24 protein-coding genes are annotated in these 23,927 nt (G+C 67.3%); 14 read left to right on the top strand and 10 right to left on the bottom strand.

Annotation, left to right across the window (positions count from 1 at the left end; all coding sequences use genetic code 11):
* Positions 1 to 36: 36 nt before the first annotated feature.
* Entirely contained in the window at positions 37 to 1,218 is a 1,182-nt protein-coding gene (locus F3J15_RS18025; RefSeq protein WP_069248082.1) for a cystathionine beta-lyase, read from the top strand.
* An 87-nt stretch (positions 1,219 to 1,305) separates the two neighbouring features.
* Here F3J15_RS18025 and serB read toward each other — a convergent pair whose 3' ends face one another.
* On the bottom strand, positions 1,306 to 2,151 hold the full coding sequence (serB, locus tag F3J15_RS18020; protein ID WP_089445747.1) for a phosphoserine phosphatase SerB: 846 nt from the start codon (positions 2,149 to 2,151) through the stop codon (positions 1,306 to 1,308).
* 166 nt (positions 2,152 to 2,317) lie between these two features.
* Positions 2,318 to 3,259 carry a LysR family transcriptional regulator gene (locus F3J15_RS18015; RefSeq protein WP_166893125.1) on the bottom strand — a complete coding sequence of 314 codons (942 nt, stop codon included), beginning with the start codon at positions 3,257 to 3,259 and terminating at the stop codon, positions 2,318 to 2,320.
* Positions 3,260 to 3,381: 122 nt separating this feature from the next.
* Between F3J15_RS18015 and F3J15_RS18010 the strand changes: the two genes are divergently transcribed.
* The 3 genes from F3J15_RS18010 to F3J15_RS18000 all read left to right on the top strand — a co-directional run bounded on the left by F3J15_RS18010 (position 3,382) and on the right by F3J15_RS18000 (position 5,817).
* Positions 3,382 to 4,398 carry a zinc-binding alcohol dehydrogenase family protein gene (locus tag F3J15_RS18010; RefSeq protein ID WP_166893123.1) on the top strand — a complete coding sequence of 339 codons (1,017 nt, stop codon included), beginning with the start codon at positions 3,382 to 3,384 and terminating at the stop codon, positions 4,396 to 4,398.
* 159 nt (positions 4,399 to 4,557) lie between these two features.
* Positions 4,558 to 5,109, top strand: a complete 552-nt coding sequence (locus tag F3J15_RS18005; RefSeq protein WP_089446084.1) for a DUF6013 family protein — start codon at positions 4,558 to 4,560, stop codon at positions 5,107 to 5,109.
* 234 nt (positions 5,110 to 5,343) lie between these two features.
* Entirely contained in the window at positions 5,344 to 5,817 is a 474-nt protein-coding gene (locus F3J15_RS18000) for a PliI family lysozyme inhibitor of I-type lysozyme (protein WP_069248078.1), read from the top strand.
* Positions 5,818 to 5,857: 40 nt separating this feature from the next.
* On the opposite strand, the gene fetB is transcribed toward F3J15_RS18000, so the two are convergent.
* On the bottom strand, positions 5,858 to 6,661 hold the full coding sequence (gene fetB, locus F3J15_RS17995; protein WP_069248077.1) for an iron export ABC transporter permease subunit FetB: 804 nt from the start codon (positions 6,659 to 6,661) through the stop codon (positions 5,858 to 5,860).
* Positions 6,658 to 7,359 carry an ATP-binding cassette domain-containing protein gene (locus F3J15_RS17990; protein WP_166893121.1) on the bottom strand — a complete coding sequence of 234 codons (702 nt, stop codon included), beginning with the start codon at positions 7,357 to 7,359 and terminating at the stop codon, positions 6,658 to 6,660. Before F3J15_RS17990 ends, fetB begins: the two co-directional genes overlap by 4 nt.
* Positions 7,360 to 7,511: 152 nt before the next feature.
* On the opposite strand from F3J15_RS17990, the gene F3J15_RS17985 reads away from it, so the two are divergent.
* Complete coding sequence (locus F3J15_RS17985; RefSeq protein ID WP_166893119.1) at positions 7,512 to 9,809, top strand: AsmA family protein; 2,298 nt, start codon at positions 7,512 to 7,514, stop codon at positions 9,807 to 9,809.
* A 6-nt stretch (positions 9,810 to 9,815) separates the two neighbouring features.
* On the opposite strand, the gene F3J15_RS17980 is transcribed toward F3J15_RS17985, so the two are convergent.
* A complete protein-coding gene (locus F3J15_RS17980) occupies positions 9,816 to 10,268 on the bottom strand; it encodes a lipocalin-like domain-containing protein (RefSeq protein ID WP_089445742.1) in 453 nt (150 codons plus the stop codon).
* Between the two features lie 170 nt (positions 10,269 to 10,438).
* Here F3J15_RS17980 and F3J15_RS17975 point away from each other — a divergent pair, with 170 nt between their 5' ends.
* From F3J15_RS17975 to F3J15_RS17950, 6 genes are all read left to right on the top strand, one after another.
* Positions 10,439 to 12,031 (top strand): ABC-F family ATPase, encoded by a 1,593-nt coding sequence (locus F3J15_RS17975; RefSeq protein ID WP_069248073.1) that lies wholly within the window; start codon positions 10,439 to 10,441, stop codon positions 12,029 to 12,031.
* Positions 12,032 to 12,274: 243 nt separating this feature from the next.
* Complete coding sequence (locus F3J15_RS17970; RefSeq protein WP_166893117.1) at positions 12,275 to 13,024, top strand: FkbM family methyltransferase; 750 nt, start codon at positions 12,275 to 12,277, stop codon at positions 13,022 to 13,024.
* A complete protein-coding gene (locus F3J15_RS17965; protein WP_166893115.1) occupies positions 13,025 to 14,017 on the top strand; it encodes a phosphotransferase in 993 nt (330 codons plus the stop codon).
* A 1-nt stretch (position 14,018) separates the two neighbouring features.
* The gene (locus F3J15_RS17960; RefSeq protein ID WP_166893113.1) at positions 14,019 to 14,897 is read left to right on the top strand and encodes a 4Fe-4S cluster-binding domain-containing protein; all 879 of its coding nucleotides are present in this window, start codon (positions 14,019 to 14,021) and stop codon (positions 14,895 to 14,897) included.
* Complete coding sequence (locus F3J15_RS17955) at positions 14,894 to 15,955, top strand: asparagine synthase-related protein (protein WP_166893110.1); 1,062 nt, start codon at positions 14,894 to 14,896, stop codon at positions 15,953 to 15,955. Before F3J15_RS17960 ends, F3J15_RS17955 begins: the two co-directional genes overlap by 4 nt.
* 7 nt (positions 15,956 to 15,962) lie before the next feature.
* The gene (locus F3J15_RS17950; RefSeq protein WP_166893108.1) at positions 15,963 to 17,171 is read left to right on the top strand and encodes a glycosyltransferase; all 1,209 of its coding nucleotides are present in this window, start codon (positions 15,963 to 15,965) and stop codon (positions 17,169 to 17,171) included.
* On the opposite strand, the gene F3J15_RS17945 is transcribed toward F3J15_RS17950, so the two are convergent.
* Positions 17,128 to 17,817, bottom strand: a complete 690-nt coding sequence (locus F3J15_RS17945) for a CmcI family methyltransferase (RefSeq protein ID WP_166893106.1) — start codon at positions 17,815 to 17,817, stop codon at positions 17,128 to 17,130. The two genes, F3J15_RS17950 and F3J15_RS17945, sit on opposite strands and share 44 nt — an antisense overlap.
* A 25-nt stretch (positions 17,818 to 17,842) precedes the next feature.
* Here F3J15_RS17945 and F3J15_RS17940 point away from each other — a divergent pair, with 25 nt between their 5' ends.
* Complete coding sequence (locus F3J15_RS17940; RefSeq protein ID WP_166893104.1) at positions 17,843 to 18,808, top strand: phosphotransferase; 966 nt, start codon at positions 17,843 to 17,845, stop codon at positions 18,806 to 18,808.
* A gap of 12 nt (positions 18,809 to 18,820) precedes the next feature.
* On the opposite strand, the gene F3J15_RS17935 is transcribed toward F3J15_RS17940, so the two are convergent.
* Together F3J15_RS17935 and F3J15_RS17930 are read right to left on the bottom strand one after the other, a co-directional pair.
* The gene (locus tag F3J15_RS17935) at positions 18,821 to 19,396 is read right to left on the bottom strand and encodes a polysaccharide deacetylase family protein (RefSeq protein ID WP_166893102.1); all 576 of its coding nucleotides are present in this window, start codon (positions 19,394 to 19,396) and stop codon (positions 18,821 to 18,823) included.
* Between the two features lie 85 nt (positions 19,397 to 19,481).
* Positions 19,482 to 20,030 (bottom strand): hypothetical protein, encoded by a 549-nt coding sequence (locus tag F3J15_RS17930; protein ID WP_166893100.1) that lies wholly within the window; start codon positions 20,028 to 20,030, stop codon positions 19,482 to 19,484.
* Positions 20,031 to 20,315: 285 nt separating this feature from the next.
* Between F3J15_RS17930 and F3J15_RS17925 the strand changes: the two genes are divergently transcribed.
* Positions 20,316 to 20,795, top strand: coding sequence for a DUF2501 domain-containing protein (locus F3J15_RS17925; protein ID WP_166893099.1), 480 nt, complete (start codon positions 20,316 to 20,318; stop codon positions 20,793 to 20,795).
* A gap of 128 nt (positions 20,796 to 20,923) precedes the next feature.
* On the opposite strand, the gene F3J15_RS17920 is transcribed toward F3J15_RS17925, so the two are convergent.
* Both F3J15_RS17920 and F3J15_RS17915 read right to left on the bottom strand, forming a co-directional pair.
* On the bottom strand, positions 20,924 to 21,289 hold the full coding sequence (locus F3J15_RS17920; RefSeq protein ID WP_069248063.1) for a hypothetical protein: 366 nt from the start codon (positions 21,287 to 21,289) through the stop codon (positions 20,924 to 20,926).
* Between the two features lie 314 nt (positions 21,290 to 21,603).
* Positions 21,604 to 22,365, bottom strand: a complete 762-nt coding sequence (locus F3J15_RS17915; RefSeq protein ID WP_089445732.1) for a hypothetical protein — start codon at positions 22,363 to 22,365, stop codon at positions 21,604 to 21,606.
* A gap of 124 nt (positions 22,366 to 22,489) precedes the next feature.
* On the opposite strand from F3J15_RS17915, the gene F3J15_RS17910 reads away from it, so the two are divergent.
* On the top strand, positions 22,490 to 23,926 hold the full coding sequence (locus F3J15_RS17910) for an aldehyde dehydrogenase family protein (RefSeq protein ID WP_166893097.1): 1,437 nt from the start codon (positions 22,490 to 22,492) through the stop codon (positions 23,924 to 23,926).
* The last annotated feature ends 1 nt before the right edge of the window (position 23,927 follow it).

Genomic DNA, 23,927 nt, shown 5'->3' with positions numbered 1-23,927 from the left:
TCCGCAACCGAACGGCCTCGTGCCCGGCTTCCAGTCATGACTGCATCCACTCCCAAGCGCGCACTGCAAACCCGCATCGTTCAACCCGACGACGTGATCCCGGAAGGCTTCCGTTCGTTCGTGCCGCCGGTCGCGCGCGCGTCGACGGTCGTGTTTCCCGATCTCGCGACGATGCGTGCGCTCGTCTGGCACAACGACAACCAGTGGCGCTACGGCCTGCATGCGACGCCGACGTCGCTTGCGCTCGCGCAGCGGCTCGCCGAGATCGAGGGCGGTACGCATGCGCTGCTGCAGCCGTCGGGTCTCGCGGCGATCATGAACGTCTACTTCGGGATCGTGAAAGCCGGCGACGACGTGCTGATTCCGCACAACGTGTACGGGCCGAACGCCGATTTCGGCAACTGGCTCGCGAAGGATTTCGGCATCACCGCGCGCTTCTACGATCCGCTGATCGGCGCCGGCATCGCCGACCTGATCCAGCCGAACACACGGCTGATCTGGATCGAGGCGCCCGGCTCGGTGACGATGGAAGTGCCGGACGTGCAGGCGATCACGGCGGCCGCGAAGGCGCGCGGCATCGTTACCGCGATCGACAACACCTTTTCGGCCGGGCTCGCGTTCAAGCCGTTCGAACACGGCGTCGACATCTCGGTGCAGGCGCTGACCAAGTACCAGTCGGGCGGCAGCGACGTGCTGATGGGGGCGACGATCACCGCGAACGCGGCGCTGCATGCGCAACTGAAGCTCGCGCGGATGCGCTGCGGCGTCGGCGTGTCGGTCGACGATTGCTCGCTCGTGCTGCGCAGCCTGCCGAGCATGCAGGTGCGTTTCGACGCGCACAGCAAGAGCGCGCTTGCGCTCGCGCAATGGTTGAAGGCGCGGCCGGAGATCGCGGCGGTATTGCACCCGCAGATCGCCGATTGCCCGGGGCACGCGTCGTTCATGCGCGATTTCACCGGCGCGGGCGGGTTGTTCTCGGTGGTGTTCGACGAACGCTACAGTGCGGAGCAGGTCGACCGCTTCGTCGAGTCGCTCGAGCTGTTCGCGATCGGCTGGAGCTGGGGCGGCGCGTGCAGCCTCGCGATGCCTTACGACGTCGCGTCGATGCGTCCGGACTGGGCGCATCGCGGCACGCTGGTGCGTTTCTACGTCGGCCTGGAAGACGAGGGCGACCTGCGCGCGGACATCGAGCGCGCGATGCAGGCTGCGCTGGGCTGATCACCAGCCGCCCACTTTCGGCAGAAAAACAAAACGCCGGCGCGATGTTGCATCGCGCCGGCGTTTTTCATTTCGGATTCCGCGGGATCAGAACAACCGCAGCAGCCCGTCGAGGCCGACGTGATCGAACGCGACCGTCGCCGCATCGCGCACGACGGGCTTCGCGTGGTACGCGACTGACAGCCCGGCTTCGGCCATCATCTTCAGGTCGTTCGAGCCGTCGCCCATCGCGATCGCGCGGCTCGGCTCCAGGCCGAGCGACGCGCACGTCTCGCGCAGCAGGCGCGCCTTCACGTCGGCGTTGACGATCTCGCCGAGCACCTTGCCGGTCAGCTTGCCGTCGACGATCTCGAGCGTGTTCGCATGCGCGTAGTCGAGGCCGAGGCGGGCCTTCAGCCGTTCGGTGAAGAACGTGAAGCCGCCCGATACGAGCAGCGTCTTCATGCCGGCAGCCTTCACGCCGGCGAGCATCTTCTCGGCGCCCGGCGACAGTTGCAGCCGTTCCTCGTACACGCGTTCGAGCGCGTGCGCGTCGAGCCCGGCGAGCAGCGCGACACGGCGCGTGAGGCTTTCGTTGAAGTCGCGGATCTCGCCGCGCATCGACGCTTCGGTTATCTCCGCGACCTGCGTTTTCAGCCCGCAGAAATCGGCGATCTCGTCGATGCACTCGATCGTGATCAGCGTCGAATCCATGTCCATCACGGCGAGCCCGAAATCGCCGAGCGAGAGGCCGGCCTCGACGAACGCGAAGTCGAGCGCGTGCGTGCCGCAGTAAGCATCGATGTCGACGCGTTGCGCGGGGTTCGCGTTGTCGATCCGCAGCGCATGATCGTCGGTCTGCACGATGCGGGTGCCGCGCGACAGCGCGAGCAGCGGTTTGTGATGGGCGTCCGACAGCGGCGCAAGACTCTGGATGACGAGGTTGTGGGTCATGACGGGATGGTTGGGAAGCGAATGAAATGCGTGTGCGGCCAACGGGCAGCCGCCTGCCGATGCGGGCCCCGTCCGGCGTCGGGCCCTTGCGTGGCGAACGCGCCATTGTAGCCGGTTGGCCGCACGCGGCGGCGGGGGCGGATCGAAAGCGTGCGCGGCACCGCGGTCATTGCCCGTCCGCGCGATCCCAGTACGGCGGATCGCCGAAATGCTCGGCCAGGAACGTGATGAAGGCGAGCGTCTTCAGCGGAACGTGCGCGCGGCTCGGGTAGACAGCCCAGATCGCGATGTCTTCCGCGAACGGATAGTCGTCGAGCACCGTGACGAGCGCGCCGCTCGCGAGCAGCGGGCCGACGTCCCAGGTCGACTTGATCGCGATCCCGAAGCCGTCGACGAGCGCTTCGCGGATCGCCTCGCCGTTGCTCGCGACAAGCCGGCCGCCGACCCGCACGGTGAGCGGGCCTTGCGGCGTGGCGAACGACCAGTCGCGCTGGTCGCCGAGGATCACGCACTCGTGCTGCGCGAGGTCGGCCGGATGGCGCGGCGTGCCGTGTTCGGCGAGATACGCGGGCGAGCAGCACAGCACGCGACGGTTCGTAGCGAGCTTGCGCGCGACGAGCGTCGAATCCTTCAGCGCGCCGAGGCGGATCGCGACGTCGTAGCCGTCGTCGACGAGGTCGACGATCTCGTCCGACAGCCGCAGGTCGAGCGACACGGACGGATAGCGGCGCAGGAACGCGGGAATCACCGGCGCGACATGCTGGCGGCCGAACGACGACGACATCGACACCTTCAGCCGCCCGTACGGCTCGGTGCGGCCGTGGCCGACCGATGCGCGCGCGGCATCGGCGGCCGACAGCAGCATGTCGGCGTGCGCCATGAAGACTTCGCCGTCCTGCGTGAGGCTGATGCGGCGCGTGGTGCGGTGCAGCAGCCGTGCGCCGAGCTGGCGTTCGAGCTGCGCGATGCGCGCGCTCGCGACCGCGGCCGACACGCCGAACTCGCGCCCGGCCGCCGTGACGTTCGCGAGCAGCGCCGCGCGCACGAACAGCGCGACGTCGAGCAGGTCGAGCGGCTTGTCGGGGGCCGGAATCGGATCGGAGGCCATTATTCTGAAATTCCTGAAAATGTTTCAGGAAATATAGCGCTTTTCTCGAATGATCGGGTTGCCTACGATGATGTTCATGGGGCTGCGCCGCGGCCCACAGGTTTCCTTGAAGGAGTGTCGTGATGAAAGCCGTTGGACTGACCCGTTATCTGCCGATCGACGACCCGCAAGCGCTGCTCGACGTGGAGCTGCCGCAGCCCGTGCCGGGCCCGCGCGACCTGCTCGTGAAGGTCGAGGCGATTTCCGTGAACCCGGTGGACACCAAGGTGCGCGCGCCGAAGCCGCAGGTCGAGGACACGCCGCGCGTGCTCGGCTGGGATGCGGCCGGCACGGTGGTCGCGGTCGGCGCCGACGTCACGCTGTTCCGGCCCGGCGACGAAGTGTTCTACGCGGGCAGCATCACGCGGCCGGGTGCGAACAGCGAATTCCATGCGGTCGACGAGCGGATCGCCGCGCTGAAGCCGCGCACGCTCGATTTCGCCGCATCCGCCGCGCTGCCGCTCACCGCGCTGACCGCATGGGAGGCACTGTTCGACCGGCTGCGTGTATCGCCGCAGGGCGCGGACGCCGGCAAGTCGGTGCTGATCATCGGCGGCGCGGGTGGCGTGGGTTCGATCGCGATCCAGCTCGCGAAGGCGCTCGGCAAGCTGCACGTGATCGCAACGGCATCCCGGCCGGCGTCGGCCGAGTGGGTGCGCTCGCTGGGTGCGGACGCGGTGGTCGACCATTTCGGCGACCTGCCCGCGCAGCTGCGCGAGGCCGGGCATCCGAACGTCGACTACGTGCTGATCTTCAACGACACGGATCGTCACTTTCCGGCCGCTGCGGAGGTCATCCGGCCGCAGGGCGGCATTTGCACGATCGTCGAGAACGACAAGCCGGTGCCGGTCGAACTGCTGAAGGCGAAGAGCGCGGCGTTTCACTGGGAATTCATGTTCACGCGTGCCATGTTCGAGACGCCGGACATGATCGAGCAGCACCGGATCCTCGGCGAAGTCGCGCGGCTCGTCGACGGCGGCACGCTGCGCACGACGCTCGGCGAGCAGCTTGGCACGATCAACGCGGCGAACGTGCGGCGCGCGCACCAGTTGCTTGAGGCCGGGCGTTCGATCGGCAAGCTCGTGCTGAGCGGCTTCTGAGCCGGCGTCGCGCGTAAGGTTGCGGCGCCGCGAACGCAAGCGGGGTAACACCCGATGCGTTTGCGGCGCACTGCATGCCGCTTGGCGGTAGACTGGCAGCGCATCATGCATCGAAAACCGCGCGGCACGCGCGTGCCGCCGCATACCAAGGAGGTCAGCATGAGCCAACGTAGCTTGTCAGTCGCCGCAACGTGGTCGGTCGTGTTCGCGGCGGCGTGCGTCAGCGCGAGCGTATTCGCGGCGCCGCCGGTCAAGGGCAGCCTGAAGGGCGGCGGTACCGGACAGCTCGAATACACCGTCAAGGTCGACTCGAAGAGCTTCGGCAATACGCAGGAGACCCGCAAGATCCGCTCGGGCGAGACGGACGACTTCAACTGGAAGTCGGTGCCGCCGAGCGGGGCGGTCGCGATGCCGGAAGGTTGCCCGAACGCCGAGAACCTGCCGCGCGACGAGAACGGCGCGATGGTGCGCCAGACCCAGGTGCGGCTCGCGCCGTCGATCGACGCGAAGGGGATCGCCAACGTGCAGTTGAGCTTCCAGGCGGCCGCGCCGAAAGGCACGCGCAACGTGACGGCCGGTGGCAAGTCGCTGCAGTGTCCGGACGTCGTGTCGGTGAGCCAGGTGAAGTGGGTGTCGATCTCGACCAACGGCGGGTCGAAGTCCGTCACGATGAGCGATGGCTCGAAGGTGACGGTGTCGATCAAGCGTTGAACGGCGCGGGCTGCCCGGCGTCGGAGCCGGTGCGCGCGCAACGGATTCGACTTGCTGCAATACCACGCGGCGACACGTGACCGTTTCGTGTCGCCGTCACAATGCTTTCTCGCGACCTGCTTCAACGGCATGGCAGCGTTCGCCGTGCGACAGCGTCGCAAAGCGACCCGCATGACGCCATGCGAATGTCACGCTATGCTCGCCCGCATCATCACCTTCCTGTCATGACATCCGATGAAATACCGAATGCGCGCGCTGTTGTGTGCCCTTGCGTTCGTCGCTGCGCCCGCGCACGCGGCCGACGATTGCGGTTTCGTGAAGAAAGTCGAGCTGCCGTCGCGGCAGCAGGTGGCGGTCGTGTCGAGCGGCGCGCTCGAACCGTGCTCGACCGGCAGCTACGCGGTGCGCGTGTATTCGACCGCGCATGCCGCCCCCGGCTTCGATACCGACGATTACGTGACGGGCGCGCTGCATGCGCGTGATGGTACGGTCACCGATGCATTCACGGCCGACCTCGGTGCACGTGCGCCGCAGGCGCTCGTCGTGACGACGCGCTCGGCCGGCAGCGGCGGCTATGTCGGCGCGCAGGCCTATGTGACGACATCGCGTGCGGTAAGGCTCGTCGCGTCGGTCGACGGGCTCGCGCCGGACGCGGACATCGCAGCCGCGTTGCGGCAGGCGATCGGCAAGCGCCGCAGCGCGCGCTGACTGCGAACCGCGCGAACGCATCGCGCGATGGCGCCGCGTGTCAGTGCGCGCGTTCTTCGAGCCGCGCCGCGAGAAAGCGGTGATCCGCCGAGAACAGCCGGCGATAGGTCATCAGCACCGCGCCGACCGTGCCGAGCGCGGAGGCCGCGGCGATCAGGAACATGATCACGATCTGGTAGCGCACGGCCTGCAGCGGTGATTGCCCGGCCAGCACCTGGCCCGTCATCATCCCCGGCAGGCTCACGACGCCGACGACGGCCATCTGGTTCAGCGTCGGCAGCATGCCGGCGCGCACGGCCTGGCGCGCGGCGTCCTGCGCGGCTTCCCAGCGCGTCGCGCCGAGCGCGAGTGCGGTCTCGACGCGGTCGCGGCGCGCCGTGAGTTCCTCCATCATCCGCTCGACGCCGAGCGACACGCCCGTGAGCGTATTGCCGAGAATCATCCCGAGGATCGGAATCGCGTATTGCGGCGCGTACCACGGATGGATGCGGATCACGACGAACAGGCCGACCGCCGCGACGAACCAGCTGCTGAACCAGATCGACGCGATGCTGTCGATGCGCTGGCCGCGATACGTGCGCTTGCCGCGTCCCGCGCCGGCGAGCCCGGCGATCAGCGTCATCAGCGCGGTGAGCGGCAGTACGACGTACCAGTGAGGATGACCGAATACCCAGCCGAGCACGTAGCCGATCGCGAGCAACTGCACGACGGTGCGCACGGCCGCGAGCGCGAGCTTGCGGCCGAGGCCGAGCGACAGGGCCATCGAGATCGCGCCGTTGACCGCGACCAGCGCGGCGGCGATGCCGACGTCGACGAGGCTCAGGTCCTGCAGGGCGGGGCTCATTGTGTTGCCTCCGTCGGGTTGGCCACGTGCATCACGCCGGCCTGCATCACGAGCCGCATCGTGCCGATCCGTGCGGCCTGGGCCGGATCGTGCGAGATCCACATGTACGCGCGGGCGTCGGGCGCGGCGTCGAACCACGCGCCGACGAGCGCCTCGATCGCGCGCGCCGATTCGGGATCGAGCGCGGACGTCGGCTCGTCGAGCAGCAGCACGTCGGGATCGAGCTGCAGCACGCGCAGCAGCGCGGCGATCTGCGCTTCGCCGCCGGACAGGTCGCTCGCGCGCTTGTCGAGAAAGTCGGGACCCCGGCCGGCCTGCGCGGCGAGCGCTTCGGCGTGCGCGCGATCGAACGCAACGTCGCGATAGATCGCGAGCGAATACGGATAGCGCAGCTGCGATTCGACGGTGCCGTCCATCTGCGCGGGGCGCTGGCGCACATAGGCGACGCTGCGCCGGTAACGCGGGATCGCGTTGCGCCGGATCCGCTTGCCGCGCCACAGGATGTGGCCGCCGTCGAGCGGATCGAGCAGCGCGAGCGCGCGCAGCAGCACGCTCTTGCCCGACCCGGACGGCCCGGTGATAGCAATTCGCGAACCCGCCGCGAGGCTGAAATCGGTCGGGGCGAGCAGGGTCTTGCCGCTGCTGGCATCGCGCCGCGTGATGCGTGCTGCATCGATGAGGCCGGTGGGGGCTGTCATGTCACAAATGAAAAAAAGCGTTAATGGCGCCGAAACGTCACCATGGCGTGCGTCATAATACCGATTGAAAAGCCGCGGGTGTCGTGCGCCGTTCGTCCACGCAAGCGGCCCGGCATGGCGCGGCAACATTTCAGAACAACAACGGAACCGCCATGACGCTAGCCCGAGCCATCGGCAAATCGGCTGCATGGATCGTCGGTATCGTCGCGGTGCTCATCGCGGCGGCCGGCGTCTTTCTCTTTATCTTCGACTGGAACCGCGCGAAGCCGTGGGTCAACGAGCAGGTCACAGCCGCACTCGGCCGCCCGTTCGCGATCAACGGCGACCTGAAGGTCGGCTGGCGCCGCCCCGACGGCGAAACCGGCTGGCGCGCATGGGTGCCCTGGCCGAGCTTTACGGCCACGCAGCTCGAGATCGGCAACCCCGACTGGGCGAAATTGCCCAAGTTCGTCACGCTCGACGCCGCGCACTTCGATCTCGCGATCCTGCCGCTGCTCGCGCATGAAATCGTGATTCCGTCGATCGACGTCGTGAATCCGGCCGTCGACCTCGAGCGGCTTGCCGACGGCCGCAACACATGGACCTTCCAGTTCAAGCAATCGTCGCAGCCGTCGCCGTGGAAGGTGCGGCTCGACAGCTTCGGCTTCGCGAAGGGCACGGTCACGTACCGCGACGCGATCACGAAGGCCGACCTGACCGTCGCGATCGATACGCTCGGGCAGCCGATTCCGCTCGGCGACGTGCTGAAGGAGCAGGAGCAGACATCGCGCGCGGCATCGGCGCAGCGTGTCGGCAAGCATGGCGCCGCGCAGTTGAGCGCGAAGGCCAACGCGGAGGCCGCGTCGAGCGCTTCTGCGGCGCAGGCCGCGAGTGCGGCGTCGGCCACCGGTGTTTCGGCCGGGTCTGCCGTGGTGTCGGCTTCAGCTTCTTCGTCTACCTCCTCGGCATCGGTTGCTGTTGCCGCGTCTGGTGCAAGCGGCGCAAGCAGCGTTGCAGCGCCCGCGAAGCCGTCCGGCCCGACCTATGCGTTCGGGCTGAAGGTCGACGGCCGCTACAAGAACGTGCCGATCAGCGGCACCGGAAAGCTGGGCGGCGTGCTCGCGATCCAGGACGCGTCGCGGCCGTTCCCGTTGCAGGCCGACGTGAAGGCCGGCGACACGCGGCTTGCGATCGTCGGCACGCTGACCGATCCGAGGCATCTCGCGGCCATCAACCTGCGACTGTGGCTGCAGGGCACGTCGATGTCGCACCTTTACCAGCTGACCGGCATCACGCTGCCCGATACGCCGCCTTACGCCACCGAAGGGCGGCTGATCGGCAACTTCAAGCGGAAGGCCAGCACCTTCCGGTACGAGAACTTCAACGGTCGCGTCGGCGGCAGCGATCTCGGCGGTACGCTCACCTACGAGCAGCGCGAGCCGCGACCGAAGCTGTCGGGCGAGCTCGTGTCGAACCTGCTGCAATTCTCCGATCTCGCCCCGGTGATCGGCGCGGATACGGCCGCGAGCAAGGCCAAGCGCGGCGACACGACGAAACAGCCGGCGGGCCGCGTGCTGCCGGTCGAGACGTTCCGCACGGACCGCTGGCGCGCGCTCGACGCGGACGTCAAGTTCACCGGTCGCAAGCTGGTCAAGAGTTCGGACCTGCCGATCACCAACCTGTACACGCACATCGTGATGACGGACGGCGTGTTGTCGCTCGAGCCATTGCAGTTCGGCGTCGCGGGCGGCACGCTCGCGACGACCGCGCATCTCGACGGCAGCGGTGCGCCGCTGAAGGGCCGCTTCACGGTGGCGGCGCGGCACCTGAAGCTCAAGCAGTTGTTCCCGGCGCAGAAGGTCATGCAGTCGGCGCTCGGCGAGATCAACGGCGATGCGTCGCTGTCGGCGACCGGCAACTCGCCGGCCGCGCTGGCTGCGACGTCGACCGGCGAGGTGAAGGCGCTCGTGACGGATGGCCGCATCAGCCGCCTGCTGATGGAAGCGGCGGGGCTGAACGTCGCGAACGTCGTCTACGAGAAGCTGTTCGGCAACAACGACGTGAAGATCAACTGCGCGGCGATCGACTTCGTCGCGACCAACGGCATTCTCGACCCGAAGGTGTTCGCGCTCGATACGGACGACGCGCTGATCAACGTCGACGGCCCGATCAGCCTGCGCGACGAAACGCTGAACCTGAAGATCCATCCGCACACGAAGGGTTTCCGGATCTTCTCGCTGCGCTCGCCGCTGTACGCGAAGGGCACGTTCAAGAACCCGGACGTCGGCGTCGATGCGGGGGCGCTCGCGCTGCGCGCCGGCGCAATGGTCGGCCTCGGGCTGATCAACCCGTTCGCGGCCTTGATTCCGTTGATCGCGCCGAGCAACAACCGCGACGTGCCGTGCTCGGAGCTGTTCGGTCAGATGAATGCGAAGGCGGCACAGCGGGCGGCGGCGAAAGCCGGCAAGTGACGGGCGTCAGCGGCCCGCGCGCACCCAGAGCAGCACGACTTCGACTTCCCGCCCGTCGATCCGGACCGGTGCCGCGGGGCCGAGTTGGAGGCGATCGCCGTCGAGCACGGCGATCCGCTGCTGGATGTTGCCGACCCAGTTCGGGAACAGGCTGACGTCCATTTCGTGAGTCAGCATGCCGTCGTCGGCGACCTGAAAGGGGCCCGAATAGGCGAGGTAGCCGCGCGCGGCCGCCGCGCACGCGTCGTCGGCGCCGTGGTGCGGGTCGCCGATCGCGTAGGGCGGCCGGCCGGCGGCCATCAGCTGGGCGGACATGTAGCCGTCCCGCGTATAGAGGAGCCAGCCGCGCACGTCGCGACCGAGCGGATAGGCGGCCGCGCTGCCGTCACAGGGGCGGACTTCGTAGGACACGAGGCGCCACGCGCCGACGAGTTGTTCGCGAAGCTGGCTGGCGAGCATGCAGGATTCCCATAAGGCGGCGGTGGGGCGCGTGCCGTCGTATTGGCGGGCCGCCGGGCGGCAGGCCAGGGGGCCGGAAATGCGTTGCCGGAACGGCGTGGTCGGCAGTTTCTCCGACACCTGCTAAAATACACGGTTTTCCGTCGATTTATCCTTTAACGGGACCTGCCGTGCTTTCTACTGCCAACATCACGATGCAATTCGGGCCGAAGCCCTTGTTCGAGAATATCTCGGTCAAATTCGGCGAGGGCAACCGCTATGGTCTGATCGGCGCGAACGGCTGTGGCAAGTCGACGTTCATGAAGATCCTCGGCGGTGACCTCGAGCCGAGCGCCGGCAACGTCGCGCTGGAGCCGAACGTGCGTCTCGGCAAGCTGCGCCAGGACCAGTTCGCGTACGAAGACGTGCGCGTGCTCGACGTCGTGATGATGGGCCACACCGAAATGTGGGCCGCCATGACCGAGCGTGACGCGATCTACGCGAACCCGGAAGCCACCGACGACGACTACATGCACGCCGCCGAGCTCGAAGGCAAGTTCGCCGAATACGGCGGCTACGACGCCGAGGCGCGCGCGGGCGCGCTGCTGCTCGGCATCGGCATCGAGGAGAAATTCCACAACGGCACGATGAGCGACGTCGCGCCGGGCTGGAAGCTGCGCGTGCTGCTCGCACAGGCGCTGTTCTCGAAGCCGGACGTGCTGCTGCTCGACGAACCGACCAACAACCTCGACATCAACTCGATTCGTTGGCTCGAGCAAACGCTCAACGAGTACAACTCGACGATGATCATCATCTCGCACGATCGTCACTTCCTGAACTCGGTGTGCACGCACATGGCCGACATGGACTTCGGCACGCTGAAGGTCTGGCCGGGCAACTACGACGACTACATGCTCGCCTCGGCACAGGCGCGCGAGCGCCAGGCCGCGGCGAATACGCGTGCGAAGGAGCGTGTCGCCGAACTGCAGGACTTCGTGCGCCGCTTCTCGGCGAACAAGTCGAAGGCCCGTCAGGCGACCAGCCGTGCGAAGCAGATCGACAAGATCAAGATCGAGGAATTCAAGCCGTCGTCGCGCCAGAACCCGTTCATTCGTTTCGAGTTCGAGAAGAAGCTGCACAACGTCGCGGTGGTCGCTGAAGAGATCACGAAGAAGTACGAGCGCACGATCTTCCAGAACTTCAACCTGTCGGTTCAGCCGGGCGAGCGGATCGCGATCATCGGCGAGAACGGCGCGGGCAAGACGACGCTGCTGCGTTCGCTGCTCGGCGCGCTCGAGCTCGAGCACGGCACGGTGAAGTGGTCCGAGAACGCGAACGTCGGCTACATGCCGCAGGACACGTACGAGGAGTTCCCGAACGACATCACGCTGATGGACTGGATCGACCAGTACCGCAAGGACGGCGACGACGAAACGATGGTGCGCGGCACGCTGGGCCGCCTGCTGTTCACGTCGGACGACATCAAGAAGTCGGTGAAGGTGCTGTCGGGCGGCGAGAAGGGTCGCATGATCTGGGGCAAGCTGATGCTCGGCCGCCACAACGTGCTGCTGATGGACGAGCCGACCAACCACATGGACATGGAGTCGATCGAGTCGCTGCAGATCGCGCTCGAGCAGTTCGAAGGCACGCTGATTTTTGTGTCGCACGACCGTGAGTTCGTGAGCGGGCTGGCGAACCGGATTATTGAAGTGCGGACGGATGGCACGCTGTTCGACTTCGGCGGCAATTACGAGGAGTTCCTGACGAGTCAGGGGCAGGAGTAATTGTCCTGACGCTTCCGTTCATGTGTTGCGGCCTGGCAGTGGTACGAAGCCGGAGCGCATAGCAGCGCGAAGCCGTGAGAAACGCATCGGGCCCGCATCGACAACACTGTCGACGCGGGCTTTTTCATTTCCGCGCCAGTGAAGCCGGCGGTGTCGCGAATCGGAGTTTCATCCCGCCAATCGACTTCGGGTAAATTACGCTCCGAATACCACCCTCAATTCCGACCCGGAGCCACCCCCTCGATGCAGGACCATCCTTTCCCGCTCGACCTGTCCGGCCTTGCGCCAAGCCTGTATGCGCAGGGCACCGAGGAGGGCATCCTGGCGCGCCTGATGGAGCGGATCGCGCCGACCAACCGCTTCTGCGTCGATATCGGCGCGAGCGACGGCCTGCGCAACAGCAACACCGCGCGGTTGCTGCGCGAACAGGATTGGTCCGGCGTGCTGGTGGAAGGCAGCGCGTACCGGTTCGGCAAGCTTGCCGCCCACTACGCGGGCGCGGACCGCGTTCGCTTGCATCACGACCGCGTTCAGCCCGACACGATAGACACGTTGCTCGCCGACGCAAACACGCCAACCGACTTCGACCTGCTGTCGATCGACATCGACGGCAACGACTACTGGGTCTGGCGCGGCCTGCAAGCGTTCCGGCCGCGCATCGTCGTCATCGAATACAACCCGTACTACACACCGCCCGAGCGTTGGGTCATGTGCTACAACCCGGACCACGAATGGGACGGCTCGACGTATTACGGCGCGAGCCTCGAATCGCTCGTCCATCTCGGCCGGCAGAAGGGCTATGAACTCGTCTGCTGCGACGACATGGGCAACAACGCGTTCTTCGTGCGGCAGGACCTGTATCCGCTGCTCGGCATCGCGAACAACGATCCCTCGGTGCTGTTCCGCCCGGCGATGTACAAGGTTCGCTACGTCGGGCATAACACGTTCCTGAGCGGCCATCCGTATCGATACGGGCCGGCCGAGCACATCTGAATGGACTCGCTCGCCGCGACCTTCGACGAGATTCGCGATGCCTATGCGCTGGGCCGAAGCGGGCCGCCGCGCCAGGTCGGCGAACGTGTGTGGCACCTGCCGACCGATGACGGCGGCGTAGCGGTCAAGCTCTACGCGTCCGGGCATCATGCGCGTGCGGCCAAGGAGGCCGCCGTGCTCGCGCACTTCGAGACGCATGGCGATGCGCGTTTCCATGTGCAGACGCTGAAACGCACGACGTCCGGCGAGCCGCTGTGGACGGGCCAAGGTTCCCACGCGATGCTGACGCACTGGGAAGCCGGGCAGTTCAGAACCTACGACACGTTTTCGCCGGCCGAATGGGATGCGCTGGGCGCGAGTCTGGCAGCGCTGCATCTGAGTCTCGAGCAGCTTCATTTGCCGCAGCTCGACACGATCCGCGCACGCCTGACCGCGATCGACGCGGACGCAGTGCGCCGCGGCCTGCATGACGCACTCGATCGCGCATGCGCGAACCACGCCGCCGACAACCTGCGCCGCTACGTCGATCTCGCGCTGCGCCTGCTCGACCGCTACTATCCGGGCAGCATCGACGCGTTTCCCGCCGACGATCCGCAGCACCCGATCCACAATGACTACAACCAGTTCAACTATCTGTTCACGGGCACGCTGCCGCCGCTCATCCTCGACTGGGAAGCGTCGATCGGCGCACCGCGTGAATACGAACTGGTGCGTTGCCTGAACCATCTGCCGCTGGAGGCGCCGCATCTGGCGGAGGCGTTCGTGCTGGCCTATCGGCGGACCCGGCCGGTCGATCCCGCGCGCATTGCCTGGGCGGTCGATGCCGCGTGTCTGCAGCACGCGCTCAAGCTCTGGATCGTGCAAGGCTGGCTCGACGATCCGTCGCGCTTTGCATCGCATCTGAACGGCGCGGTAACGATGGCCTCCGCGATGGTGGATGCGCGCGACCGTCTGGTCGAATTCTTTTCCCGTTGCATCGAAGCAGGACGCTGAAATGAATGCGAATCTGAACCGGATGTCGAATCCGACGCCGCCGGCCGAGCGGCAGCATGTGTTTCCGCCGCCGCTGGATCGCGATTACCGTGTCGAAGACGGACGCGTGCTGACGCGCTCGCTGGAAGCGCATATCGTCGACCACTGCAACCTGACCTGCGCGGAATGCTGCTCGCTGTCGCCGCTGCTGCCCGAGTGGTATGCGCGCCCCGAATCGATCGAGGCCGATCTGCGCAAGGCGGCGAAGGTGCTGCGCCCGCGCATGTTCAAGCTGGTCGGCGGCGAGCCGCTGCTGCATCCGGCACTCGTCGAACTCGTCCAGCGCGTGCGCGCCACGGGCATCGCACCCGTGATCTCCGTCACGACGAACGGCCTGAAGCTCGGCGAGATGACCGACGCGTTCTGGCACGCGGTGGATGCGCTGACGATCTCGCGCTATCCGAAGCCGTCGCTGTCGCCCGACCTGGTCGCGCACATCGAGCGCCAGGCCGCGCGCTTCGACGTGCGCCTGAACTGGAAGGTGCAGGACGTGTTCACGACGATGAACCGCGCGCAGCCAGGCACCGATCGTGACGAAGCGCAGCGCCTTTATCACGATTGCTGGATCCGCGAGCGCTGCCATATGATTCGCGACGGCATGTTCTACACCTGCACGCGTCCGGCGCATTTCCATACGCTCTACAAGGGCGAGAAGGATTTTCAATCCGACGGCCTGCCGCTGCGCGACGACGCTGGCATGCTCGACGCGATGCTCGCCTATCTGCAACGCGAGGCGCCGCTCGAAGCGTGCCTGCATTGCCAGGGCGGCAGCGCACCGGTGGCGCCGCATCGCATCCTCAAACGCATTGAAGTGGACTCCTTGAAGGCTCGTTATCCATGATCGTCGGCACGCGCGACCTGTTCGGCTTCGACCGGCTTCACTACCATCCGCGCAGCGGTGCGGCGGCGTCCGGCATCCGGGCCGTCCTGCGCGCGGCGGGGCAACCGGCCGGCGAGCCAGACGCGGCGGCCATCGCGGGTTACCTGAGCGGCGAGCGGCTGGTCGGCCGCACCGTGTTGCGCGACGTGCGCGCGGTGCCGCCCGGCCATGCGCTGGTCCGTTCGCCGCAAGGGCTGACCGTGCAGCCGGCACCCGGGCAGCCGCAGCACGCCGATCTGGAAACCGTGCTGCGCGCGTCGCTGCAGCGTGCGCTCGACAGCGGCAAGCGCGTCGCGCTGGCGCTGAGCGGCGGGCTCGATTCGGCGCTGCTGCTCGCGTTGCTGCGCGAACTCGGCGTGCAGCGGCACGTGACGTCCTACGTCCTCGTGACCGACATGCCGGACTATTGCGAACGCGATGCCGCACTCGAACTGGCCGCGCAGATGCAGGCGAACGTGAAGATCGTGCGCGCGAACGAGGCCGATTTCGTCGCGGCGCTGCCGAGAACGACACATGCGGTCGAGGAGCCGATGTTCAACCTGCATCCGGTCGCGAAGCTGCTGCTCGCCGAGGCGATGGCCGCGGACGGCGTCGAGGTGGCCATCACCGGCGACGGCGCGGACCAGGTGCTGCGACGCGATCAGTCGGCCAACTATCTGCCGCTGTGCCATGCGCTGTTCGACGCGGCGTCGGTCGACCTGCATCCGCCGTTCGTCGACGCCGCCGTCGTCGCGCATCTGACGAGCATCGCGCCCGACCCGGACAAGCAGTGCCTGCGCGATCTCGGCGCACGCCTGAACCTGCCGGACCGTCTCGTGCACGGCCCCAAGCGCGGGCGGCTCGCCCCGGCCATGGATCTCGCGGCGCTGCTCGATCGCGACCGCACGCACGCGCTGGCCGATACCCTCGGCCTGGCTGCGCCCACGCTGCAGGCGGATACCGAACGCGTGCTGTGGACGACGCTGTCGCTGATCCTCGATCATTTCGACCATCTCGATGCCGCGCATCGCCCAACCTGAATCGTTCATGAAACGCATCCTGTTCTGCGTGGTGCCCGAAAAGGGGCACGTCAATCCGTGTATCGGCCCGGCCCAGCACCTGCGCACCGCCGGGTGCGACGTCGCGTTCTATGCACCGGCCGACATCAGCGCACAGCTCGACGGTGCCGGCGGCTTCGAATTCGTCGGGCCGCGCGAGACGCCCGAGCGCCACGACCTGTCGCGCGGCGCGAGCTTCGCCGCGAACATTCGCGACGCGGACTGGCTGCGGCACTGGATTCGCACGCTGCTGATCGATCTCGCGCCCGCGCAGGTGGATGGCATCCGCGCGGTGCTGCGCGACTGGCGGCCCGACGTGGTCGTGATCGATCCGCTGCTCTATGCGGCGGCGATTGCCGCTGAACTGGAAGGGCTGCCGTGGGTCTCGATGTCGAATTCGCTGAATCCGGTGTTGCCGGACGATCTCGATTCGGAACTGCTGCGCACGGTGCGATGGCTCACGCCGGAACGCACGCGGCTGTTCGCGCGCTACGGGCTCGACGCGCGTTTTCGCGGTTGCGACATCCTTTCGCCGCACCTGACGCTCGCGTTCACAACCGACGCGCTGGTCGGTGCGCCGCCGCCCGGTGTCGAGCTGGTGGGGCCGGCAATGCCGTCCGGCCCGCGCGGCGACGAGACGCCGTTCCCGTGGGAACGCCTCGATGCGGATCGTCCTTTGGTCTACATGTCGCTCGGCAGCCAGCTTTACTACCATCCCGATGTGTTTGCGAAGGTCATCGAGGCGACGCGCGCGACGTCGGCGCAACTGGTGCTGTCGGTGGGCGAACTGGTTGATGCGGATTTGCTGCCGGCCGACGACGAGCGCGTGGTCGCCGTGCGTTACGTGCCGCAACTGGCGCTGCTGCAGCGCACGCACGCGTTCGTCAGTCATGGCGGTGCGAATTCGGTGATGGAGTCGCTTGCGTGCGGCGTGCCGATGCTGCTGTCGCCGTTCTGCAACGACCAGTTCCATTCGGCGCACTTCGTCGAGCGGGCCGGCGCGGGGTGCGTGCTGGATCTGCAGCAAGCCGGCGTGGCGGACATTGCCGGTGCGCTCGAACGTCTGCTGCGGCCCGGGACGCTGCGCGAGCAGGCGGCGCGGATCCGCGCGAGCTATGCGTCGCGCGACGGTTCTGCCGAGGCGGCGCGCCTGATCAGCGCACTCGCTTCAGGAAACCGCCAGGCGACAGCGTCATGAGGACGCGGTCCTCGATGTCGTAGTCGACCTCGAAGCGGTCGTCGCGAGCGAGGAATTCATGCGCGGCGGTGGCCGGGTTGTTGCCTTTGCCGTACGGCTTGCCGTCGAACATCGACGCGGGCAGGTACTCCAGGATGGTGTCCATCACGATCGCGTAACTGCCGGGCGTCACGAGCGGCGCATAGCATTCGAGTTCGCGCAGCACGTGCGCGTGGGTGTGCGTGAGATCGAGGATCGCCATCACGCGCGCGCCGTCATCGATCTGTGCGCGCACCGATGCGAGCGTGTCGGCCGCGCATGATTCGCCTTCGATCAGCGTCATGCGGTGGGCGAGCCGGTGCGATTGCAGGCGCTGCCTGACCTCGTCGCGCAGGCGCGGTTCGATCGCGACGACACGGCCGCTGTCGCCGGCCAGTTCCAGCATCGACGCGGAGAATACGACGCCGCCGCCCGCCGCGATCCCGGTCTGCACGATGCAGTCGGGCCGCTCGCGCCAGATCAACTCCTGGAGCGCGAGCATGTCGGCGGGCAGGTGGAAGAAGCGCTCGCCGAGCCAGCGCGTCTGGAACAGATGGTCGAATTCGGCGGCACGCGTCAGCCATTCGATATTGATGTCCCGCATGCGGGCCGAGGGACGCTCTGACATGGTCAATGCAACGAGTAGGAGTGACGTGAAAACGCTGGAACCGTGGCTTCACCGGTACTGGAACATCGGGCCGGCGCACCTGCAGGCGCTGGCGTCGGGCCATACTAACAAAACGTATCTCGTCGAGTGCGATGCGGGGCGCGCGGTGCTGCGCGTGTCGTGGTCCGGCAAGGCGGTCGAGCAGGTGCATCGCGAGGCGGCGATACTCGGCCATCTCGGCCCCTCGCGTACGGCACCGATGCTGCCTGCACTGCCGAGACTGCGGCCGACCGTGGATGCACAGTCCGGTGTGCAGCTGCCCGATGGGCGCTGGCTGCATCTGTTCGAGCATATCGACGGCCGCCCCGGCCTGCCGGACGATGCGGAGGCGGGCGCGATCGATGCGATGCGTGCACTCGCGCATCTGCACGCTGCGATGGCGGCGATACCCGTGACCGAATCGGCGCCGCTGGCCTGGCTGTCTGCGCGCCACGCACGTGTAGCGGCGCGAGCGGCGCCTTCGTTGCCGGGTGACTTGAGCGGCCACTACGAGACGATGATCCGTCGGATCGGCGCACATCTCGACGCTGCTGCCCGCTGGCTGACGGGGGCGGTGCTCTGGCTGCACGGCGACTATCACGCGGGCAACCTGCTGTACGTGGGGCGCGCGGTGAACGGCGTGCTCGATTTCGACGATGTCGGGCAGGGCGCGCAGTGGCTCGAAGCGGCTTTTGCGCTGTTCGCGCTGTCGCGCGATGCGGGCAGGGACGATCGCTTCGTATTCGATGCGCGGCGCTGGGACGCCGGTCTGCAAGCCTATGCCGCGACGCGGCCCGATGACGTGCCGGACTGGATGCACGACCGACGCGATGCGCTGATGGCCCTGTTCTGCGCGGACCAGACGCTGATCCATCTCGAAGCCGCACAACGCGGCCTATGGACACCGGGGCCCGGCATCGGCTTTCTCGGCGGCTGGTGGCAGTTGCTCGGTGGAGCGGCGCCGGTACGCTGACCGGCTGCTTTTTCAGTGCGGCCGATTCAGGAACAGGCGCACCGCTTCGACCGTATTGGGCCGCGCCTCGCCGTGCCGCGATCCGTCGTGCATGCAGAACAGCACGTCATGTTGCCGTGCCGAGCTGGCGTCGACGTGCGCGCACATCGCGTCGAACAGCGCCTGCGGCGACGGCGCGGGCCGCTGCCAGTCGTCCAGTATCGCGGTCCAGCCCGTGTGTTCGCGCTGCAGCCGCGCCAGCACGCCGGCGCGATTGTCCTCCGGCATCAGGCCGTAAGGCAGGCGCAATGGAATCGTGTCCGGAGCCGGAACGCCGGCGCGGCGATAGGCTTCGCGAATCAGTGCGTCGGTTGCGTCGATTTCGTCGATCAGGGCGTCATCCGCGAGCGCGCCCGGCCTTGCGTGCGAATGCGTGTGATTGCCGAGTAGGTGGCCTTCGCTCGCCATTCTTGCCGCGACGTCGAGTGCGCCTGCGAGATTCTGGCCGAGCAGGAAGAAGGTCGCCTGGCAGGACGCGGCGTACAGGACATCGAGCAAGGAGGGTGTCGAGGGACCGGGCCCGTCGTCGAAACTGAGGCGAATGGACATCGCGGATGGGTGCGCCGTTCAAGGTGTACCGGACGAACGATAGCGCAAGTCGCGGCGAGCGGCGGCCGGCGCTCTCATCGTTCGGCTACTGGAGCGGCTCGATCGCCAGCGGACAGGTGCCGATCCGACGCAACTGCGTGCCGGTCCACTCGTAGAAGAATCGGGCGGCCTTCGCGCTGTTGTCGTCGCAATCGTCGTTGAAGCAGCCCGCGACGATCAACAGCCTGCTGCCGGGGCGGAAATCGACACGCTCCTCGTCGTTGCCCATCACGCCTGCGATTTCCTGCACGCCGGGCATCGTGTACGTCGCGCCCGTGTACTTGTCGGCGATCGCGAAATTCCGGCAATCCGTTCCGCAGCCCCAGGTCGCGACCCGGTAGTGGCCGGCAAAATTGGCCGGTTGCGTGAATTCGTCGCGAATGACGGTGCGGTAGAGGCGGGCTTCCCTGGTGGTCAGGCGTGGTGCCGCGGCCGGCTTGCGCGGCGCGCTTGCAGCGCGTGCCGGATAGCGGTCGAACGAAGGCGACGGGCATGCGGCGTCCGCCGTGGCCGTCGCCGCGCGGGCAGTGCCGGAGCCGCACAGCAGCGCGGCCGATGCGCCGGCGATCAGCAGAAAGCGATGAGCAAGCATCACGCGAGCATCCTTCAGGTTCGGGAGTGGGATCGGGCCGGAGGGTCCGAACGGCCGGCGACGACAATTCTATGACGCTTCACGCGCGCCGGCGACCCGGCGCAGCGATCGCGAGCCTGCGTCAAACCGACGTTCCGCACACGCCCCGCCGTCAAGCTTTGTCAAATTGTGGCGATATCACGATGCCTGACGTTTCAGGCCGCCTTCGAAGGCTGTCATGCACGGGTCGATTGAGTATCCTTGGATTCGATTCGCGGTACTCATGCCATCACAACCGGGAGGCTTCACATGAATGCACGTCTATACCGCGCGACCGTTGCCGGCGCGTTGATCGGATTGCTCGCGCCGTTTTCGCTGGCGCATGCGCAGCTGGGCGATGTCCTGAAGCAGGTCGGCGGTGGTGGCGACTCAGGCGGCAGCGCGGGCGGTGCGCTCGGCAATCTCGGCGGCCTCGGCGGTGCGTTGACGGGCGGGGGCGGTGCGTCGCTGATGCCGGGCAGCACCGGCAACGTCGCCGGCCTGCTGCAGTTCTGCATCCAGAACAACTATCTCGGCGGGGCGTCCGGCGGCGCGTCGTCGGTGAAGGACGCGCTGATGGGCAAGCTCGGCGGCAATGCGTCGTCCGACAGCGGCTATACCAGCGGCGCGAGCGGGGTCCTCGACGCCGGCAACGGCAGCAAGCTCGACCTGAGCGGCGGCGGCCTGAAGCAGCAGGTGACCAAGCAGATCTGCGACAAGGTGCTGACGCAGGCGAAGTCGCTGCTGTAAGTGTCGCGGTGCATGGCGGCGCAGGGGGCGGTGCGAGGCGTACCGCGCCCGTCGATCATCGCGACTGCCACGCGCGCATCGACGAACGGACGGGCGGCCGCGCGATGCCGCGGCCCGCACGCATGGACTCAGTCGGCCAGCCGCTTGTCGGCGAGTGCCTTGCAGCAGTCTTCGTAGACCCATTGCACGAGTTTCGCCCGATAGTCGAGATCGTCGGTATCGACGATTTCCTCGACCGCGTCGCGCGCCCATGACGCATCGACGAACCCGGCATGCCGCTTCGCGATGTCCTGCGCGAGCGCCGCGAGCTTGGCAACGGCCAGCCAGTCGGCCTGGCGATGATGGCGGTCGAGCCAGCGGTGCGCGGCCTGGACCTGGAACGTGGCGTCCGGCCACGATTCGTTGAGGTAAAACGCGCCGAGATTGCCGCAGGTGAGCCAGCAAAGCAGTTCCAGGCGATCTTGCGAGCCGAGGATATGGGGTGCGTCGGACATGGCAGCGCTCACGAAATACGTCGATTCCGGGCGGCGCCGGTTGCAGTGAGCCGGTGCCGATAGTAAAAACATAGCACGATGCGGGCCCGACCGCGCACCCGGGCGGATGCTGACATGGCCGTGGGGAAGCGGACGCTGCGCCGGCGAGGATCGCCGACGGCGAAGCGAGGGGGCAGCGGGAACGGAAAGTGCGGGAGCGCGTGAGGAACGACGCGGGATGAGGCGGCCGGGGAGCGGCCGCTGGCGCCGTGAAGCGGGCCCGTCGCCGGGCCCGCCGCAGCCCGGCGTGCGGCCCGGGCTGCCGATGAACGAACTCAGGTCGTCGTGTGCGTGGCGCGCGCGATCGAACGGATGCTGCGTTCGACGCGGATCAGGATGATCAGCACCGCGAGCGACACGAACGAATACAGCGCGACGAGCGCGGCGACGCCCGCGTAGCGCGCGGTCTGGCCGTTCTCGGCAGCGGTTTCTTCCGCGGCCTTCTTCTCGTTGTCGATCGCGGTCCGGCGTGCGTCGTAGCGCTCGGAGAAGTCGCGCATGACGGCCGACACGACGTCGGTGTACGCCTGCTCGCGCGCATATTCGTCGCCGTGAGCGGTGACCTTCTTCTTGACGCTGGCCGCGACGTCCGTGCGTGACAGCACCTTGTCGAGATACGCGATCTGCTGCTCGTAGTACGCGACGTCCGGATGGTCGTCGTCGCCGAGCACGCGCTGGAACGATGGCTCGTACGCGTCGTGGTCGACCGCGTAGTCCGGCGACAGGGCCGCCCGGCCGTGCTTCTGCACGATGCCCGACAGTCGCGTCGACAGGCGCAGCGCGGGCGACGCATCGTCGGCCTTGGCGGCGGCGCCGTCGGCGGCCGGCGTGGCCTTGGCGGGCGCATCGTTCTCCCACGCGAACGATGCAGGATCGACCTGGATGGCCGAATCGACCTTCGGCGGTTTTGACAGGCGCGCATCGAGTGCGACCGCGCCGAATATGACCCCGCCGATCAGCACTGCGGTCGCGAACAACAGCACGATCACGCGCAATACCTGAAGATAGCCGCCCTCGATTTTGGTCAGGATGCTCAAGGCATTCTCCTTTCTTATGATGAATGAGGCGCCGAGGCTAAAGACCTTTCTATTGGCTGTCAATCGTCACACCGGCGGACCGAAACGCTCGCTAGAATGTCGGCTTTCCTGGAGGCGGAAAGCGATGAAAATCTACGACCAGTTCTATATCGACGGCGCGTGGCGCAAACCGGCCGGCACCGGCACGATCGACGTGATCGACTCGGGCACCGAGGCCGTGATCGGCCGGATTCCGGAAGGCGTCGCGTCCGACGCGCAGGACGCGATCCGCGCGGCGCGCGCAGCCTTCGACGCGTGGGCGGCCACGCCGCCCGCGACGCGCGCGGGCTACCTGCGCAAGATCGTCGAGCATCTGCAGGCGCGCAGCGAGGAGCTCGCGCAGTCGATCACCGGCGAAGTCGGGATGCCGATCAAGCTGTCGCGCGCGATCCAGGTCGGCGGCCCGATCTACAACTGGAAGGCGTACGCGAAGCTCGCCGAATCGTTCGAATTCGAGGCACAGGTCGGCAATTCGCTCGTCGTGCGCGAGCCGGTCGGCGTCGTCGCGGCGATCACGCCGTGGAACTATCCGCTCAACCAGGTCACGCTGAAAGTCGCGCCGGCGCTCGCGGCCGGCTGCACGGTCGTCCTGAAGCCGTCCGAAGTCGCGCCGCTGAACGCGTTCATGCTCGCCGAAGCGATTCACGAAGCCGGGCTGCCGGCCGGCGTGTTCAACCTCGTGTGCGGCTACGGCCCGGTGGTCGGTGAAGTGCTGGCCACCGATCCGGACGTCGACATGGTGTCGTTCACGGGCTCGACGCGCGCGGGCAAGCGCGTGGCCGAACTGGCGGCCGCGGGCGTCAAGCGCGTCGCGCTCGAGCTGGGCGGCAAGTCGGCCTCGGTGATCCTCGACGATGCCGATTTCGCAACGGCGGTGAAGGGCACGGTCAACGCGTGCTTCCTGAACGCGGGGCAGACCTGCTCGGCGCACACGCGCATGCTGGTGCCGGAAGCGCGCTACGACGAGGCGCGCGCAATCGCGAAGGCGGCGGCCGAAACCTACGTCGCCGGCGATCCGCGGCAGGATGCGACGCGCCTTGGCGCGCTGGCATCGGCCGTCCAGCAGCAGCGTGTGCAGGACTACATCCAGCGCGGGATCGACGAAGGCGCCGAACTCGTGACGGGCGGTACGGGCCTGCCGGAAGGGCTGGACAAGGGCTTCTTCGTGAAGCCGACCGTGTTCGGCCGCGTCGATCCGAAATCGACGATCGCGCAGGAAGAAATCTTCGGGCCGGTGCTGTCGATCATCACGTATCGCGATGAAGACGAGGCCGTGCGGATCGCGAACGATTCGCCGTACGGGCTCGGCGGTGCGGTATGGGCCGGCAGCGACGAACGCGCGATGGGCATCGCGCGCCGCATCCGCACCGGGCAGGTCGACATCAACGGCGGCGCGTGGAACATGGCCGCGCCGTTCGGCGGCTACAAGCAGTCGGGGCACGGCCGCGAGAACGGCGTGTACGGGCTCGAGGAATATCTCGAGTACAAGTCGATGCAGCTCAAGCCTGCGAAGCCGGCCTGAG

The sequence above is a fragment of the Burkholderia sp. Ap-955 genome (assembly GCF_011753045.1).
GTDB lineage: Bacteria > Pseudomonadota > Gammaproteobacteria > Burkholderiales > Burkholderiaceae > Burkholderia > Burkholderia lata_D.
Note: the sequence above shows the minus strand (reverse complement) of the source record. Positions and strands in the feature narration are given on the sequence as shown.

Excerpts from the sequence above, each read along its gene's own strand:
- F3J15_RS18025 (WP_069248082.1), top strand. The coding sequence starts at position 37 with ATGACTGCATCCACTCCCAAGCGCGCACTGCAAACCCGCATCGTTCAA.
- serB (WP_089445747.1), bottom strand. The coding sequence starts at position 2,151 with ATGACCCACAACCTCGTCATCCAGAGTCTTGCGCCGCTGTCGGACGCC.
- F3J15_RS18015 (WP_166893125.1), bottom strand. The coding sequence starts at position 3,259 with ATGGCCTCCGATCCGATTCCGGCCCCCGACAAGCCGCTCGACCTGCTC.
- F3J15_RS18010 (WP_166893123.1), top strand. The coding sequence starts at position 3,382 with ATGAAAGCCGTTGGACTGACCCGTTATCTGCCGATCGACGACCCGCAA.
- F3J15_RS18005 (WP_089446084.1), top strand. The coding sequence starts at position 4,558 with ATGAGCCAACGTAGCTTGTCAGTCGCCGCAACGTGGTCGGTCGTGTTC.
- F3J15_RS18000 (WP_069248078.1), top strand. The coding sequence starts at position 5,344 with ATGAAATACCGAATGCGCGCGCTGTTGTGTGCCCTTGCGTTCGTCGCT.
- fetB (WP_069248077.1), bottom strand. The coding sequence starts at position 6,661 with ATGAGCCCCGCCCTGCAGGACCTGAGCCTCGTCGACGTCGGCATCGCC.
- F3J15_RS17990 (WP_166893121.1), bottom strand. The coding sequence starts at position 7,359 with ATGACAGCCCCCACCGGCCTCATCGATGCAGCACGCATCACGCGGCGC.
- F3J15_RS17985 (WP_166893119.1), top strand. The coding sequence starts at position 7,512 with ATGACGCTAGCCCGAGCCATCGGCAAATCGGCTGCATGGATCGTCGGT.
- F3J15_RS17980 (WP_089445742.1), bottom strand. The coding sequence starts at position 10,268 with ATGCTCGCCAGCCAGCTTCGCGAACAACTCGTCGGCGCGTGGCGCCTC.
- F3J15_RS17970 (WP_166893117.1), top strand. The coding sequence starts at position 12,275 with ATGCAGGACCATCCTTTCCCGCTCGACCTGTCCGGCCTTGCGCCAAGC.
- F3J15_RS17965 (WP_166893115.1), top strand. The coding sequence starts at position 13,025 with ATGGACTCGCTCGCCGCGACCTTCGACGAGATTCGCGATGCCTATGCG.
- F3J15_RS17960 (WP_166893113.1), top strand. The coding sequence starts at position 14,019 with ATGAATGCGAATCTGAACCGGATGTCGAATCCGACGCCGCCGGCCGAG.
- F3J15_RS17955 (WP_166893110.1), top strand. The coding sequence starts at position 14,894 with ATGATCGTCGGCACGCGCGACCTGTTCGGCTTCGACCGGCTTCACTAC.
- F3J15_RS17950 (WP_166893108.1), top strand. The coding sequence starts at position 15,963 with ATGAAACGCATCCTGTTCTGCGTGGTGCCCGAAAAGGGGCACGTCAAT.
- F3J15_RS17945 (WP_166893106.1), bottom strand. The coding sequence starts at position 17,817 with ATGTCAGAGCGTCCCTCGGCCCGCATGCGGGACATCAATATCGAATGG.
- F3J15_RS17935 (WP_166893102.1), bottom strand. The coding sequence starts at position 19,396 with ATGTCCATTCGCCTCAGTTTCGACGACGGGCCCGGTCCCTCGACACCC.
- F3J15_RS17925 (WP_166893099.1), top strand. The coding sequence starts at position 20,316 with ATGAATGCACGTCTATACCGCGCGACCGTTGCCGGCGCGTTGATCGGA.
- F3J15_RS17920 (WP_069248063.1), bottom strand. The coding sequence starts at position 21,289 with ATGTCCGACGCACCCCATATCCTCGGCTCGCAAGATCGCCTGGAACTG.
- F3J15_RS17910 (WP_166893097.1), top strand. The coding sequence starts at position 22,490 with ATGAAAATCTACGACCAGTTCTATATCGACGGCGCGTGGCGCAAACCG.